The following is a 17408-nucleotide window of genomic DNA, read 5'->3' on the forward strand; positions in this document are numbered from 1 at the left end:
GACGAAGGGATCAGCGATGTCGGACACTGTCGCCCGCAAGGTCATCGGTGAACACCTCCTCGACGGCCGGATGGAACCGGGCGAGGAGATCTCGATCCGAATCGACCAGACCCTCACCCAGGACGCCACCGGAACCCTGGTGATGCAGGAACTCGAGGCGCTCCACCTCGACCGCATCAAGACCGAGTTGAGCGTGCAGTACGTCGATCACAATCTGCTGCAGGCCGACGAGAAGAACGCCGAGGACCACGAGTTCCTCCGCACCGCCGCCCTGCGGTACGGGCTGTGGTTCTCGAAGCCGGGCAACGGCGTCTCTCATCCCACCCACATGCAGCGCTTCGGCGTTCCCGGCAAGACCATGGTCGGTTCCGACTCGCACACCCCGGCGGCGGGATCGCTGGGCATGCTCGCGATCGGCGTCGGTGGGCTCGAGGTCGCCATGGCGATCGCGGGTCAACCTCTCCACCTCCGGATGCCCCAGGTCTGGGGTGTGGAGTTGACCGGCAGGCTCCCCGAGTGGAGTTCGGCGAAGGACGTCATCCTCGAGATGCTCCGCCGCCACGGCGTCAAGGGCGGGCTCAACAGGATCATCGAATACCACGGTGAGGGACTCGCGACGTTGACGGCGATGGATCGTCACGTCATCGCGAACATGGGCGCCGAATTGGGCGCCACGACGTCCATCTTTCCCTCGGACGACGCCGTCCGCGCGTTCCTCCGCTCCGAGGGCAGGGAAGACGATTTCGTGGAACTGTGCGCCGATCCAGGCGCGGAGTACGACGTGCACGAACAGCTCGACCTGTCGACGATCGAGCCGCTGATCGCGAAACCGTCGTCACCGGGAAACGTGGTGCCCGTCCGGGACGTCGCCGGTGAGGACGTCAGTCAGGTGGTGATCGGGTCGTCCGCCAACCCCGGACTGCGCGACTTCGCGATCGCTGCGGCTATGGTGTCGGGGCGGCAGACCGACCCGAGCGTGAGCTTCGACGTCAATCCGAGTTCGCGGGAGATCCTCTCCGACCTCACCAAGATGGGCGCCACGCTCGAACTCGTCGTGGCAGGCGCGCGGATACATCAATCCGGATGCATGGGTTGTATCGGGATGGGACAGGCGCCGGCGACCGGCCGGAATTCTCTCCGGACGATGCCCCGCAATTTCCCCGGGCGTTCGGGCACCCATGATGATTCCGTGTGGCTGTGTTCACCCGAGACGGCTGCCGCATCGGCTCTCACCGGGGTGATCACCGACCCGCGGGACTGGGCAGAGGATGCCGGGATGCAGTACCCGGAGATCACGCTTCCGGATGAGGCCACCGTGAACACGGCCATGCTGGTGGCGCCGTTGCCGGAGGAGGAGGCTCGGCACGTCGAACTGGTGAAGGGCCCCAACATCTCGTCCCTGCCCGAGTTTCCGCCCCTGCCCGACCGCATCGAGGCTCCGGTGCTTCTGAAGGTCGGTGACAACATCTCCACCGACGAGATCTCTCCGGCCGGGGCCCGGGCCCTGCCTTTCCGCTCCAACATTCCGAAATTGTCCCGGTTCACGTTCACCCAGGTCGACGAGACCTACCCGGCGCGCGCGGAGGAGACGGCGAAGACCACCGGGCATTTCATCGTCGGCGGCGACAACTACGGGCAGGGTTCCTCCCGTGAGCATGCCGCGATCACCCCGCGGTACCTCGGTCTGCATGCGGTGATCGCCACCTCGTTTGCCCGTATCCACTGGCAGAACCTCGCCAACTTCGGTGTGCTCGCACTCGAATTCGAAAACCCGGACGACTACGACACGATCCGGCAGGACGACGTACTGGTCCTCGACGGAGTCAGAGAGGCCATTCGTTCCGGCCCCCGTCTGACGCTGCTCGACGCGACCCGTGACGTGGAGATCCCGGTGCGTCACCGGCTGTCGCCACGTCAGGTCGACGACGTGCTCGCGGGCGGACTGATTCCGCAGCTGGCACGCAGGGAGTGATCAGCCGGCCGCCGTACACTCGGCGCCGATGAATGGAATGCACTCGTTGTGGGAGCGCGTGAGCGCCGTCAGCCCCGCGCCGGCTCCCTGGATCGTTCAGGTCACGGCGGTGGTGGCGGTGATACTCGTCCTCGAACCGCACGCCTGGCGAATCACCCGCAATGTGGTGACCATCGTGCACGAGGGTGCGCACCTGGTGGTCGCCCTGCTGTTCGGCCGCACGCTGAAGGGAGTGCGGCTGCACTCGGACACGTCGGGTGTGGCCATCTCGTCCGGCAAACCGACCGGGCTCGGCGTGGTCTTCATGACGTTCGCCGGCTACGTGGGTCCCGCCGTCCTCGGGCTCGGTGCGGCCTGGGTGCTGGGCACCCAGCATGCGATCGCGGTGCTGTGGATCGGTGTCGTGGCTCTCGCGGCCATGCTGATCCTCGTCCGGAACCTGTACGGATTGTTCTCCCTCACGGTGGTCGGGGCGCTGCTGTTCGGGCTCGTGTGGTTCGGCACGCAGGACCAGCAGGTGGCGGCGGCCTATCTGATCACGCTGTTCATGCTCGTCGCCGCCCCGAGGCCGGTCCTGGAACTGCAGCGTCAACGCGCCCGCGGCTCGGCTCCGGAGTCGGACGCCGATCAGCTGGCGCGGCTCACCCACGTTCCCGGCATCGTGTGGGTGGGGTTGTCCCTACTCGTCACGCTGGGCTGTCTCGCGCTGGGCGGCTGGTGGATTCTCCGTCCCGTCGGCGCCTGAATTCTCCGTCCCGTCGGCGCCTGAATTCTCCGTCCCGTCGGTGCCTGAGACGCCGTCGAGATAGCCGGCCAGGATCGGTCCGATGACGGCCAGCGCCTCCGGGTCGGTCATCTGCGCGTGCGGGCGGTCGACGGTGTGGGCGATCACGTCCCCGCCGATCCACGGCCGCCACGTCGCGCACGCGGCCGTGGGCTGGGAGCCGTCCCCGGCCGCGCCGAAGAACAGCAGGCTGCCGTCGAAGTGCCCGGGCACGAAGTCGGTGGCAGCGTCGATCACGTCGACGTAGTCCTCGTACAGCCGGGCCAGCTGCTCCGGGCCCAGCTGTTCCGATGCGCCGTCCCCGAATTCCGCGAGCAGTTCCGGCAGCGTCGGTACCGGGGTGCCGCGTTCCGCCGACGCGTAGCTGTCGATCATCGCGAGCACACCGACGTCCTCGCCGTGCGAGCGCAACCCGACCGCCATCGCGTGCGCGATCACGCCGCCCACGGAGTACCCGAGGAGGTGGTACGGGCCCCGCGGTTGCACGCGGCGGATCTCCTGCACGTAGCGAGCGGCGCGCTCCGTGATCGACGTGAACCGGTCGCCGGCCGCCGTCACGGCGGGGGATTGCACACCCCAGACCGGGCGGCCGGGGCGGAGATGCGCACTCAATCCCGAATAACACCACGCCAACCCGACGGCCGGATGGATGCAGAACAGCGGTTCCCGTTCGCCGTCCGCCCGCAGCGGCAGCAGCACCTCGAGCGCCGCGGAGGCGTCGGAGGCGGCGGCGAAACTCGACGAGATCCGCGCAGCGATGCTCTCCGCGGTCGCGTCGGTGAAGAACCAGTCGAGGCGGACCTCGACGTTCGTCGAGGTGTGCAGCCGGGACGCCGCCCTGGTCGCGGACAACGAGTTGCCGCCCAGCTCGAAGAAGTTGTCGTCCAGCCCCACCAGACCGGTGCCCAGCACGTCCGCGAACACCGCGGTGACCAGTTTCTCGGTGCGGGTCGTCGGGGGACGGAACCGCTGCGCCCGCGGCACACCCGGATCGGGGAGCGCACGCCGATCCAGCTTGCCGTGGGGTGTCGACGGCAGCGCCTCCAGCACCACGATCTGGTTGGGCACCATGTACCGGGGCAGCCGTTGCGCCAGTTCCGCCGACACGGCACGGGTGTCAACGTCCGCGTCCGGACGCGGCACGACGTAGCCGACCAGCCGGGAACCCGTGGCAGGGGATTCGTAGACGGCCGCCGCGGACTGTGCGACGGCGGTGTTGCGTCGCAGCGCCGTCTCGATCTCCTCGAGTTCGACGCGCTGACCGCGGATCTTCACCTGGAGGTCCCGCCGGCCGAGGTAGCGGATCGTGCCGTCGTGCCGGCGACTGACCACGTCGCCGGTCCGGTACATGCGCTGACCGGGCGGTCCCCACGGATTGGCCGGGAATCGGGAGGCCGTCGTCCCCGGCTGCCCGAGATACCCGCGGGCCAACTGGGCGCCCGAGAGGTAGAGCTCACCGGGAACGCCGGCAGGCACCGGGTGCAGCCGCGAATCCAGCACGAGCGCACCGACACCGTTCTGCGGCACACCGATCGGGACGGTCGTATCGACACCGCCGACGACCGTGCGGGTCACGGCGACGGCCGTTTCGGTCGGGCCGTACTCGTTGTAGAGCACCGTGCCCGGGCACCTTGTGTGGAAACTGTGGGCGGTGCCCGGCGGCAGAACCTCGCCGCCGCAGGACACCTGCCGCAGTGACGTGAGATCCGCGTCGGGGATCGCGAGGATCTCGGCCAGCATCAGCGGAAGGAAGTATCCGGCGGTCACCCGGTGCCGTCCGATCAGCTCGGCGAGATGCCGGGGGTCGCGGTGGCCGTCCGGCCGGGCGATCACCAGTCGCGCACCGGCGATCAGCGGCCACCAGAATTCGCGGACCGAGGCGTCGAACGTGTACTGCAACTTGAGCATCACCGTGTCGCCGGCGCCGAGCGGGTCGGTGTCCTGCCGCCAGTGCAGGAAGCTCACGACGGCCGCATGGGTCACGACGACCCCCTTGGGGGTGCCCGTCGATCCCGACGTGTGGATCACGTATGCGGGGTTCTGCGCCCTCAGCGGCGCAGTCCGGTCGAGATCGGAGACCGGTGACGGGTCGATCCCGGACAGGTCCACCCGGTCGACGACGACGAGCCGTGTCTCCGCGGGCAGGACGTCGGCGAGGTCGAACCGATCGCGTTCGGTGGTGAGGACGACCCGAGCGTCCGAGGACCGGATGATCTGGGCGTTGCGCTGTGCGGGCTGGTCGGGGTCGATCGGCACGTACGCCGCGCCCGCCTTCGCGACGGCATACATTCCGACGAGGAGGTCGACGGAGCGGCGAATCGCCAATCCCACCAGAGACTCCGGGCCGACACGAGCGGCGATCAGGTGGCGGGCGAGCCGATTGATCTGACGGTCGAGTTCACCGTAGGTGAGCACGCGGTCGCCGGCGACGACCGCTTCCGCGTCCGGCGACGTGGCGACGTGCCGCTCGAACAGATCGACGAGGGTTTCGCCGGAGGACGGCACTGCGGCCGGGACATCCGGGTCCGGATCGACGGGGGCGAGGTCGCCGACAGCCCGATGCGGATGCGCGACAGCCTCGCTCAACGTCCGGAGGAACCGTTCCCCCAGATTTACGACCGTGTGATGGTCGAACAGGTCGGTGGCGTAGGTGAAGACGGCCGTGCGCCGGGTGCGTTCCGTCGACGGGCCGGGATCCGCGGTCACGGTGAGGTGCAGGTCGAATCGTGCCGCCCGGGTGGGGGGAGTAGTCGCCGACACCCGCAGTCCGGGCAGAGTGAGCGGGGTGTGGTCGAGGTTCTGGAACGCCAGGGCCACCTGGAACAGGGGATTGCGGGCGCGGGACCGGGTGGGATCGAGCGCCTCGACCACGGTCTCGAACGGGACGGTCGAGTGCGCGAACGCGTCGAGGTCGTCCTCCCGTACCCGGGCGAGCAGGTCCGCGAAGCTTTCCGCCGGACTCACCTCGGTGCAAAGAACCAGGTTGTTGACGAACATGCCGACCAGTTCGTCGAGCGCCTGATCCCCGCGTCCCGCGACGGGGGTACCGATCACGATGTCCGTGGACCCGCTCAGCTTCGCGAGCAGCACGGCGAACACGGCGTGCACCACCATGAACGGAGTGACGGCACACGTCGACGCGGTGTGCTCGACAGCGCGGTACAGGGCGTCGTCGAGCGCGAATTCGACAGTGCCGCCGCGGTGCGACGCGATGGCCGGATGCGGTCGGTCGGTGGGCAGCGACAGCTGCTCCGGCGCACCGGACAACGTGTCCTTCCAGTACGACAGTTCCCGCGCCGCGACGGACTGCGGATCGTCGCGGTCGCCCAGCACTTCGTGCTGCCACAGGGTGTAATCCGTGTACTGGACGGGCAGTGCGGCCCACTGCGGCGCCTCGCCCGCGACCCGCGCCTCGTAGGCGGTCATCAGATCGCGGACGAGCAGCGGCACCGAGAACCCGTCCGCGCTGATGTGATGAACCATGACGGCGAGCACCCACTCGTCGGCGGTGAGGGCGAACAGCCGGGCGCGGATCGGCGGTTCGGCGCCCAGGGTGAAACCCTGCGACGCGAACGTCGCGACCCGCGCGGCGACGTCACCCCGGGCCACGGGTATCGGCCGGAGGGACGGCGTGGCCCGCGACACCGGGATCAACTGCTGGTACGCGACGCCGTCACTGTCCGGGTACAGGGTGCGCAGCGGTTCGTGCCTGCCGACCACATCGGCCACGGCCGCGGTGAGGGCGGCGACGTCGAGTGTTCCGTCGAGTCGCAGCGCCATCGGAATGTTGTATTCAGGGGAGCCGGGTGCGAGGCGGGCGAGGAACCACAGTCGTTGCTGCGCAGGCGACAGCGGCACGCGGGGCGGGCGCGGGCGCACGGTCAGCGCGACGTGCGCCGCGCCGTCGGTCTGCTCGGTGACGGCGGCCGCGAGTGCGGAGACGGTCGGGGTGTCGAACACCGCACGCACCGGCACCGACGTCTCCAGCGCGGCACCGATCCGGGACACCGCGCGCGTCGCGGACAGCGACGTGCCACCGAGGGCGAAGAAGTTCTCGTCGCGTCCCACCAGGTCGAGTCCGAGCACCTCGGCGAACACTCTGGCCACCACCCGCTCGGCTTGTGTGTGCGGGGCCTCGAAATCGGTTGCCGCCGGAACGGGGTCGGGCAGCGCCGAGCGGTCCAGTTTCCCGTTGACGGTGAGCGGCACGGCGTCCACCACGACCACGATCGCGGGTACCAGCGGTGCCGGCAGGCGGGTCGACGCGTAGCGGATCAGCTGCTCCGGATCGACCGTCTCGCCCCGCTCCGCGAGTATGTACGAGACGAGTGCGTCGACACCGTCGCGCAATTCGCGCACATCCGTCGCCGCGAACCGCACGCCCGGGTGGGTGAGGAGGGTTGCGTCGATCTCACCGAGTTCGATTCGTACACCGCGCAGTTCGATCTGCGCGTCGTTGCGGTACAGATACTCGATCGACCCGTCGCTGCGCCACCGGCCCACGTCGCCCGTCCGGTACATCCGCTCCCCGGCGCCGCCGAACGGGCAGGCGACGAACCGTGCGGCGGTGAGCGCGGGCCTGCGATGGTAGCCGCGCGCGACGCCCGGACCGCAGATGTAGAGTTCGCCGGCCACCCCCGCCGGAACCGGATGCAGACGCGCATCCAGCAGGAATACCGCGGCGCCGCGGACCGGGCGGCCGATGGTGACCGGCTGATCGGCCACCATGGGGTCGCTGATCGTCGTCATCACCGTCGTCTCGGTCGGACCGTATCCGTTGAACAGCGACACGTGCCGGTGCGGCGACCAGACTTTCACGAGTTCCGGCGGACACGGTTCGCCGCCCACCACGACCACCCGCAGGTCGCGCAGGCCGTGGGGGTCGACCGTCGCCAGAACCGTCGGTGTGGTGAACACGTGGCTGACCCGCTCGCCGGCCAGCACCTCGGTGAGCGGATCATCGCCCTGCACGGTCGGTGGTGTGAGCACCATGCACGCGCCCGCACCGAGTGCGAGCAGAATCTCCAGCACCGCGCCGTCGAAGCCGGGGGACGACGCGTGCAACGTGCGCGAGGGCGCCGTCACCGCGTAGCGCTCCCGCTGATCCGCCGTGAAATCGGCGAGACCGGTGTGAGTTACCGTCACACCCTTGGGTTTTCCCGTCGAACCGGACGTGTAGATCACGTACGACGGGTGGCGCACGTCCAGTGGTCGCGTGCGTTCCGCATCGGTGATCGGGGCCGAAGAATAGTCGCGACATTCGGTTCGGAATTCCGGGGCGTCGAGTAGCAGCCAGTCCGTCCCATCCGGCAGCGCCTCGTGGTCCGTGACGGTGGTCAGCCCGAGCGCGGCGCCGGAGTCGCCCAGCAGGTACTCGATCCGTGCGGCGGGGTAGTTGGGGTCCACGGGGACGAACGCGGCCCCGGTCTTCGCGACGGCCCAGACCGAGACGACCGAGAGCGCCGAGCGCGGCAGAGCGAGAGCGACGATCGTCTCGGGTTCCGCTCCGCGCCGCATCAGTGCGCGGGCGAGGCGATTCGACTCGGTGTCGAGTTCGCGGTACGTCAGGGTCCGGCCGTCCGCCGTCAGTGCCGGACCGTCCGGATTCCGTTCGGCGGCTGCCGACATCAGATCGGGCAGCGTCCGGTGCGGCAACGACGGCGCACCGGCGTGCCGGGTGGCCTTCTCCTCGCCGCCCCGGAGGTCGATGTCGCCGACCACGACGCGCGGATGTGCGAGCGCGGTGTGGAGCACCCGCCGGAACCGGTCCGCGAACCCGGAAACGGTGGTCTCGTCGAACAGGTCGGTGGCGTGGGTGAAGACACAGGAGAGGGGTCCCGGGTCACCCCGATCGTCGAGCGATTCGGAGACGGTGAGCTGAAGATCGAATTTCGCGGTGTGCGTGTCGATCTCGACGACAGACGCGGACACCTCCGGCAGGTCGACGACGACCGGTGCGGTGTTGTGATAGGCGAGCGCCAACTGGAACAGCGGATTGCGACTACGCGACCGCTCCGGCGCGATGGCCTCCACGATCTCCTCGAACGAGATGTCCGAGTGTGAGTACGCGGCGAGGTCGACGTCCCGCACGCGGGCGAGGGCGCCGGCGAACGTGTCGTGGATTGCGAGGTCCGTCCGCAACACCAGCGTGTTGACGAACATCCCGACGAGGTCGTCGAGTGCGCGCGGTCCGCGTCCCGCGATCGGAGTGCCGATCACGACGTCCGAGGTGCCGCCGAGTCTGGCCGCGAGGACGGCCAGCGCCGTGTGCACCACCATGAACGGAGTGGCGTCGTGGGTGCGCGCGAGCGCGCGAATCCGCCGGTGCGTCTCCGCGTCGAGGGTGAACGCGACGTCGGCGCCGCGGTGCGTCGCGACCGGCGGTCGGGGGCGGTCGCACGGCAGGGTCAGCAGTGCGGGCATCCCGGACAGGGTCTGCCTCCAGTACGCCAGACCCGGCTGCCGGTCCCGCAGTTCACGCTGCCAGAGGGCGTAGTCGGCGTACCGGACCGGCAGTGGCGTCCACACCGGTGTGCCGCCCTGCGCCCGAGCGCGGTACGCCGCCATCACGTCCCGGGCGAGCGGTCCCAGCGAGAACCCGTCGGCGCTGATGTGATGGACGACCAGGGCGAGCACCCACTCGCCGGTGCCGGCCGCGAGAAGTTCGGCGCGTACCGGGGGTTCGGCGGTGAGGTCGAATCCCGCCGACAGCAGTTCCCGCACTCGGCCGGCGGGGTTCGCCGTCTTCCGCACCGTGCACGGCGGCACGGCGGTCGCGGGGAGCACGTGCTGGCACGGGATCCCATCGTGCTCGGGGTAGACGGTGCGCAAGGGTTCGTGGCGTTCGATCACGTCACGCACCGCCGCACACAGTGCCGCTTCGTCGAGCGTCCCGGTGAGGCGGAGCACGACGGGAATGCTGTCGGTGGCCGAGCGTCCGTCGAGCCGGTTCAGGAACCACAGGCGTTGCTGGGCGGGGGACAGCGGCACGTGGGCGGCCGGGGCACGGGCGACCAGCGGCGCCTGCGCCGTCTCGAGGGCGCGGTCCGCGAGATACGCCGACAGTTCCGCGACCGTGGGGTGGTCGAACAGTGCGCGGAGGTCGACGGTGGTTCCCAGCGCCGCTCCGACGCGGGCGGCGGCCTGCGCGGCGGTCAGCGAGTTTCCTCCGGCGGCGAAGAAGTTGTCGTGCCGTCCCACGGACGCGGTGCCGGTCACCTCCGCGAACACGAACGCGATCACGTCCTCGGTGGGTGTTGCGGGCGGATCGGACGCGGGCCTCGCGGGCGCCGGTTCCGGCAGGGCCGCGCGATCCAGTTTTCCGCTGGACGTGACAGGCAGTTCCCGGAGCGGGACGAAGGCGGAGGGGATCATGTAGGCCGGGAGCAGTCCGGCGAGACGGTCGGCGATCCGCCGCTCGTCCGGCGCATCGCCCGCGGTCACGATGAACGCGATCAGCCGGTCTCCGGCATCCCGGTCGCGGTGCACGGTGACCGCCGCGTGGGTCACGGCCGGGTCGGACGTCAACGCGGTTTCGATCTCCCCGGGTTCGATGCGCTGGCCGCGGAGTTTGATCTGGAAGTCGCTGCGCCCCAGATATTCGAGCTTGCCCGCCTCGTTCCACCGAACCACGTCGCCGGTGCGATACATCCGTCCGCCCGTGCCGCCGAACGGATCGGCGACGAAGCGTTCGGTGGTCAGGTCGGGACGTCCGGCGTACCCGCGCGCCAGGTAGGCGCTGGCGACGTACAACTCGCCTCTAGTCCCGACCGGCACCGGTCGGAGGCGGCCGTCGAGCACATACGTACGTATGTTGTGGACGGGGCCGCCGAGGGCGACCGTCGCGCCGATCTCGTTGCCGTCGAACGACTCCGACGTGGCGGCCGCCGCTTCGCACGGGCCGTACCAGTTGTACAGCGCAGCGGCACTGCCCCCCGCGAACCGTGCTGCCGTGGCAGCGGGCAGCGACTCGCCTGCCGAATACACGCGACGCACAGTCGGGGGCACCTGCGACCCGCACTGCTCGAGGAAGGCGTCGAGCATCGACGGAACGACGTGGAGCGTCGTGATCGACTGCTGCGCGACGGTCCGCGCGAGATATCCGGGGTCCTGGTGTCCGCCCGGCTCGGCGATCACCACCCGTGCGCCGGTGTGCAAGGGCCAGAATAGTTCCCACGCGGAGATGTCGAACGTGAGCGGCGTCTTGTGCAGCACCGCATCGGTACCGTCGAGCGGCGTCAGCGTCTGCGCCCACCGGAACTGGTTGACCATCATCTCGTGGGTCACCGTCACGCCCTTGGGTCGTCCCGTGGAACCGGACGTGTAGATGACGTACGCCGCGTTCGCCGGGCGCAGCGGTGCGCGTCTCTCGGCATCCTCGACCGGGCGGGGATCGTATCCTTCGACGTCCAGCCGGTCGAGATCCACGACAGCGACTCCGTCCGGCACCGTGCCGTTCCCGGTACCGGACGTGAGAACCAGTGCTGCCGAGTCGAGTACGAGGGCGGTGCGTCCGAGCGGGTGCGCCGGATCCACGGGCAGGTAGGCGCCGCCGGCCTTCAGCACGGCGTGCAACGCGACGAGAAGCCGCATCGAACGGGGAACCGCCACCCCGACGACGCTTTCCGGTCCGACGCCCCTCGCCACGAGATACCGCGCCAGCCGGTTCACCCGTGCGTCGAACTCCGCGTACGTCACCCGATCCGCGCCGAACACCACCGCCACGGCACCGGGCGAACGTCCGACCTGCGCGTCGAACAGATCCACCAGGGTTGCCGGGGGCACCGGTGTGTCCGTCGCGTTCCACGTGCGTAGCACCCGCTCCCGCTCCGCCGCACCGAGAAGGTCGAGGCCGCCGACCCGGACGTGCGGATCCCTGCCGATGTAGTCGAGCACGCGGCCGACTCGCGCGAGCAGGGCCGCGCCGTCGTACCGGTGTGACCGGCACTTCGCCGTCAGCCGCAGGGTCGGGGCCGCCGTCACTGCGAGTGTCACAGCGTAGTGCGAGGCGTCGTGTGCGCGAACGCCGTCCAGGGTCAGACCGTCCGTGGGCTCCGGCGGCGCGGTGCGGTCCACGGGGTACGACTCGAACGCGACCAGCGTGTCGAACAGCGGCGCCACCCCGACCGCCCGCTGGATGTCTGCGAGGCCCAACCAGTGGTGTTCGAGGAGGTGAACGTGCTCGGCCTGCAGGCGGGTGAGCAGGGCGGCGACGTCGATGCCGGGATCGAGGGGGATCCGCACGGGGACGGTGTTGACGAACAATCCCACCGCGCTCTCCACGCCGGCGAGTTCCGGGGGGCGGCCCGAGACGGCCTCCCCGATCACGACGTCGTCGCGGCCGGTCTCCTGCCCGAGGACGATTCCCCAGGCCGCCTGGACGATGGTGCTCAGCGTGACTCCGAGTTCGCTCGCGCGGGCCGTCAGCGTCCGGGTGTCTGCCTCGCTCAGTTCCAGTACCGACTCGGACGGGGTGGGGGTGTCCTCCGCCGGGGCGGCGGGCTCGGTGATGCCGTCGAGCGCCGCGGCCCACGCCCGCGCCGAGGCGTCGGTGTCCCTCGCGGCCAGCCACTCCAGGAAGCTGCGATAGGGGCTCGAATCCGGTGATTCGGTGCGGGAGTCGCCGCGTCGGTAGGCGGTGAAGAGTTCGCGGACCAGCAGCGGCATGGACCAGCCGTCCAGCACGATGTGGTGGGCGGTGATTGCGAGTTCGGCACGGTCCGGTCCCCGCGACAGCAGGGTGAATCGAATCAGCGGTGGGGCCGACAGGTCGAAGCGGGTGGTGCGGTCGTCGAGCAGGATCTGCTCGGCGCCGGTACCCGTGACGTCGACGTGCCGCCACCGCAGTGGCACGTCGTCGAGGACGAGTTGCACCGGGACGCCGCGACCGTCGCGCACGAACGCGGTGCGCAGGTTCGCGTGCCCCGCGAGGACGGTGCCGCACGCGCGTCGGAGTCGGTCCCGGTCGAGGTGCCCGGACAGGCTCAGGATCACCTGCATCGCATACGGATCGGCCTCCGCGCCGGCGAACGCCGCGTGGAACAGCAACCCCGACTGCAACGGTGTCAGCGGCCACACGTCGAGCAGGCCCGGCCGGTCGCGTTCCCACTCCTCGATGTCTTCGCGGTCCACGGCGACCAGCGGCAGATCGGACGGAGTGAGGCCACTCGTGTGCGGAGAACGCGCCACCGCGGCGAGGGCTGTCAGCGCCTGCTCCCACAGATCGGCCAGAACCTGCACGTCCTCGGCTGCAATCGCACCCGTCGGGAACGCGAACGTGGCGTCGAGGACGCCGTGACTGGTGAACGCGGTGATGTCGATCAGCGCGGTGACCGGCATCGACGGTTCGGCGGAGGCGAACACGGCGGTGCCGTTCCGCACCGGACACCAATCACGTTCGGAATCAGCGCTGTCGAGCCGTCCGAGGTAATTGAACGCGATCTGCCCGGTCTCGTCCCCGGGACGCCGCAGCGGGCCGTAGCCGACGCCCTTGTCGGGCACCGCACGCAACTGTTCCTTGACCACCGTGATGGCGGTGCCGGCGTCATCGAGGTCGAGGTCCTGCAGGTCGAGACGGATCGGAAAAATACTGGTGAACCACCCGACGGTGCGGGACAGATCGGCCCCGGGCAGCACCGCTTCCTCGCGGCCGTGACCCTCGAGCCGGATCAGCGGCACCGTGGCCGGTCGGCCGCGGCGGCGTTGCCACTGCGCGAGAGCGAGGGCGAGGGCGGTGAGCAGTACGTCGTTGACCTCGCAGCGGAACGCGGCCGGAACGTCGGTGAGCAGCGAGTGCGTTGCGGATGTTCTCGTGTGGATCCGGTCCACCGTCGAATTCACGTCACGCCGGGCGTCGAGTGGCCGGGTGCCGAGCGGCGGATCCTCGACCGACGTCACGGCGCGCCAGAACGACAGTTCGGACCTGCGGCCCGGACGCTGTGCCTCCTCGACCAGTCCGTGCGACCACCGGCGCAGGGATGTGCCGACCGGCGGAAGGCTGGGCGACGCTCCCGCGTCGAGTTGCGTCCACACGTCGGCGAGGTCGCCGATCAGGATCCGCCACGACACCCCGTCGACCACCAGGTGATGCGCGACGACGAGCAGCCGCCCACGCCGCGCGGTCGCCTCCGGTCCGGGATCGAGCCACACGCACTGCATCATCACGCCCGCAACCGGATTCAACCTCCGGACTGCGCTCTCGTGCTCGTCCCGCGTGCGTTGCGCTGGGTCGTCGTCGGCGGGCAGCGCGACCCGTGTGATCGTGCCGTCCGGCAGCGGTGCGCCGGCCGGACTCACCGTGAGGAACGCCGTCCCGTCGGAGCGGCGTCCGAGGCGCGCCCGCAGCGCGTCGTGCCGATCGACGACGGCCCCGATCACCGTGTGCAGTCTCTGCGCCTCCACACCCCGCGGCAGTTCCACCACCACAGCCTGTGCGTACCGGTCGACGACCCCGACGCGGTCGAAGAGGAACCGGGCGGCCGGGGTGAGCGGCATCTCGCCGATCCCGCCGCCGGGGAGTTCCTCGAGGGCCGGTCCGCTTCGGTCGTCGCCGGCGGCGACACCGAGCCGGGACACCGTCCGCTGCTCGAACACGTCGCGCGGGGTGAACGACATGCCGGCGCTCCGCGCCCGGGCGGCCAGTTGAATCGCCATGATGCTGTCGCCGCCGAGCGCGAAGAACGACTCGTCCACACCGAAATCGGCGGTTCCGAGGATGTCGGCGTAGAGGGCGTGGAGCGTCCGTTCCCGGTCGCCTTCGGGGGCGACCCGCGAGGACGACCGGGCGCGGGGCTCGGGAAGAGCAGCGCGATCCAGCTTGCCGGACGGGGTCAGCGGAAGGTGGGGGAGCACGACGACGTCGGCAGGCACGAGATGCGGGGGCAGTTCGGCGGTGAGGAACGACAGCAACTCCCGCTCCGTCACGGCGTCGGCTCCCACGTACGACACGAGGTGATCACCGGTGGCCTGCGAGCGAATCACTGTGACGGCGGACCGAACCGCCGGATGCCGACGGAGCGTCGTGTCGATCTCCCCGGGCTCGACGCGCAGGCCTCGCAGGTTCACCTGCTCGTCGCTGCGGCCGAGATACTCGAGTTCGTGGTCGCGGGTCCAGCGGACCGTGTCGCCGGTGCGGTACATGCGGGTACCCGGCGGTCCGTACGGATCGGCGACGAACCGCTCCGACGTCTCCCGGGCCCTGCGGTGATACCCGCGGGCCAGGGCCGGCCCCGCGACGTACAGTTCGCCGGCCACGCCGACGGGAACCGGGCGGAGCCGGTGGTCGAGGACCACCACTCTCGTGCCGTCGATCGGCCGGCCGATGGTGACCGCTGCGGAGTCGCGGAAAGGACCGCTGACGGTCGCCATGACGGTGGTCTCCGCCGGACCGTACGCGTCGATCACCCGGCACCGGGACGTCCAGCGCGACACCAGTTCCGGTGGGCACGCCTCGCCGGCGACGACCAGGGTGTGCAGACCTTCGACCTCGGCAGGCTGTATCGACGCCAGCACCGACGGGGTGAGCACCGCGTGGGTGACGGTTTCGGTGGTCATCAGCTGCGCCAGAGGGGATCCGCCGAATGTTTCGCGTGGGGCGATGACCAGTGCGGCGCCGGAACCGAAGGCCATCAGCATCTCGAACACGGAGGCGTCGAAGCTCGGCGACGCGACGTGCAGAACCCTCGCCGACCCGTCGAGGTCGAGTCGGGTGCGCTGCGCGGAGACCAGATTCGCGATGCCGCGGTGGGTGACCACCACCCCCTTGGGGGTGCCGGTCGAGCCGGACGTGTAGATGAGATACGCGGCGTCGTCGAGTCGTATTGCCGGCGTGCGGAAATCGGGGCCTCCGGAGCGGGCCGCCTCGTCGAGCAGCTGCCACTCGGTGCCGTCCGGCACCGTGGCCGCGAACTCCGCGGAGGTCAACCCGATCGCCGCGCGGGAGTCGTCGAGCATGTGCCGAACACGGGGCGGCGGGTACGTCGGGTCCACCGGCACGAATGCGGCTCCCGTCTTCGCGACGGACCAGACCGCGCAGAGATAGTCGAAGGACCGTGGGAACGCCAGCGCCACCACGTCGCCGGACCCGATGCCGAACCGTGCCAGCGTCGCCGCGATCCGATCCGACCGCTCGTCGAGTTCCCGATAGGTGACCTCCCCGCCGGACCAGACGACGGCCGTCTCGTCCGGATCGCGGGCGGCAGCAGCGCGGAACACGTCGGCGAGCGTGACCGGCGCACTGCCCGGCGGTCCGGGGCAGGGGACCAGCGCCGCGGTTTCGTTCGCGGAGAGGACAGGAAGATCACCGATCGGGTGCGCGGTCTCGGCGTCGAGGAAGCGCTGGAAATACCACAGGAATCGCGCATGGTGACCGTCCAGCTCGTCCTGCGAATACAGTCGCGGGTTCGCCTTGAAGTCGACATGCACGCGTCCGCGGGGACCGGAGCGGTACATGTTCACCAGCAGGTCTTCGATCGGACCCGAAGACAGCACGTGCAGCTGACTCCGCAGGGAACCGAGTTCGAGTTCCTCGGGGAACAGCATGATGTTGACGGCGGGGCCGAACAGTCGCGGCCCGGACAGAGCGTCTCCCAGATCGGCGCGGATGTCCTCGTGCCGGTACCGCTGATGCCGCAGGGCACCCGACATCACGAGACGCGTGCGTGCTACCAGATCGCCGACGGTCGCCCTCCCCGCACCCGTGATCCGCAGCGGCACAATATTGGACACCATTCCGCCGGACCGGCGCAGCGCCGCCGTCGTGCGGGCCGACACCGGGAGGCTGAGCGTGACGTCGTCCTCGCCGGTCATGCGCGCCAGATAGGCCGCGACCGCACAGACCGTGAGTGTCGCAGGATTGACCCCGTGCGCGGCCGCGCATTTCTCGAGCCGATCGACGACCTCGGTGGGCAACGTTCCGCTGACGTCCCGGGAACCGGCGGCCGCGGGCGCGGAGTCGCGCGCGAGGGTGCTCGGGTGGGTGACGCCGCGCATCGTGCCGATCCAGTACTCCCGGTCGGCGTCGCGGCGGGCCGAGTCGCGGTAGTCGATCTCGAGGTCGTGAATGCGTCGCAGGCCGAGGGTCCTGCTCGCGGGCGGCGGCAGTCCGTGCACCGCGGCCGTGTAGAGCGCGGCGATCCGGTAGACCAGCGTGATCGACCCGAAACCGTCCATCGCGACGTGGTGTGCGCGCGAATACCAGAAGTAGTGGCCCGGCCCGACGTGGAGAACGAACGAGACCGTCAGGCGGTCGTGCCGGATGTCGATCGGGTCGGCGGACTCGGCCCGCATCCACGCGTGCGCCGACGTCTCGGGGTCCGGAGCGTCCCGGAAGTCGATATAGCCGACGGTCGCGTCGAGGCTCGGATCCACCCATTGCCGCGGTTGCCCGTCGACCTCGGTGATCTGCAGGAAGAACGACTCGAACTCGGCGGCAGCGCGAGCACACGCCGACGCGAGTGCGCTACGGTTCAGCGCGCCGCGGATGTCGACGTACTGGGCGACCGACACGGGAACGGCAGGGTCGACGCGCTGCGCGAGCCACATCCCCATCTGTGCGGGCGACAGCGGATAGGCGCGCGCGGGCGAGTCTCCGGGACCGATCGGGGTCGGTGAACTCATCGCTGACTTCTCTCACGCATCCGTCCCCGCACGACG

General features: G+C 70.0%; 3 protein-coding genes. 2 read left to right on the forward strand and 1 reads right to left on the reverse strand.

Features of this window, described 5'->3' with window-relative positions; genetic code table 11:
* The first annotated feature begins 16 nt into the window (after positions 1-16).
* Positions 17-1972, forward strand: coding sequence for an aconitate hydratase (locus JWS13_RS33325; RefSeq protein ID WP_206009698.1), 1956 nt, complete (start codon positions 17-19; stop codon positions 1970-1972).
* Between the two features lie 28 nt (positions 1973-2000).
* Positions 2001-2717, forward strand: coding sequence for a M50 family metallopeptidase (locus tag JWS13_RS33330; RefSeq protein WP_206009699.1), 717 nt, complete (start codon positions 2001-2003; stop codon positions 2715-2717).
* On the opposite strand, the gene JWS13_RS33335 is transcribed toward JWS13_RS33330, so the two are convergent.
* On the reverse strand, positions 2652-17372 hold the full coding sequence (locus JWS13_RS33335; protein ID WP_206009707.1) for a non-ribosomal peptide synthetase: 14721 nt from the start codon (positions 17370-17372) through the stop codon (positions 2652-2654). The two genes, JWS13_RS33330 and JWS13_RS33335, sit on opposite strands and share 66 nt — an antisense overlap.
* Positions 17373-17408 lie beyond the last annotated feature (36 nt).

Source organism: Rhodococcus pseudokoreensis (assembly GCF_017068395.1).
Classification (GTDB): Bacteria; Actinomycetota; Actinomycetes; order Mycobacteriales; family Mycobacteriaceae; genus Rhodococcus_F; species Rhodococcus_F pseudokoreensis.

Coding starts and splice junctions, on each gene's coding strand:
- JWS13_RS33325 (WP_206009698.1), top strand. CDS start 17: ATGTCGGACACTGTCGCCCGCAAGGTCATCGGTGAACACCTCCTCGAC.
- JWS13_RS33330 (WP_206009699.1), top strand. CDS start 2,001: ATGAATGGAATGCACTCGTTGTGGGAGCGCGTGAGCGCCGTCAGCCCC.
- JWS13_RS33335 (WP_206009707.1), bottom strand. CDS start 17,372: ATGAGTTCACCGACCCCGATCGGTCCCGGAGACTCGCCCGCGCGCGCC.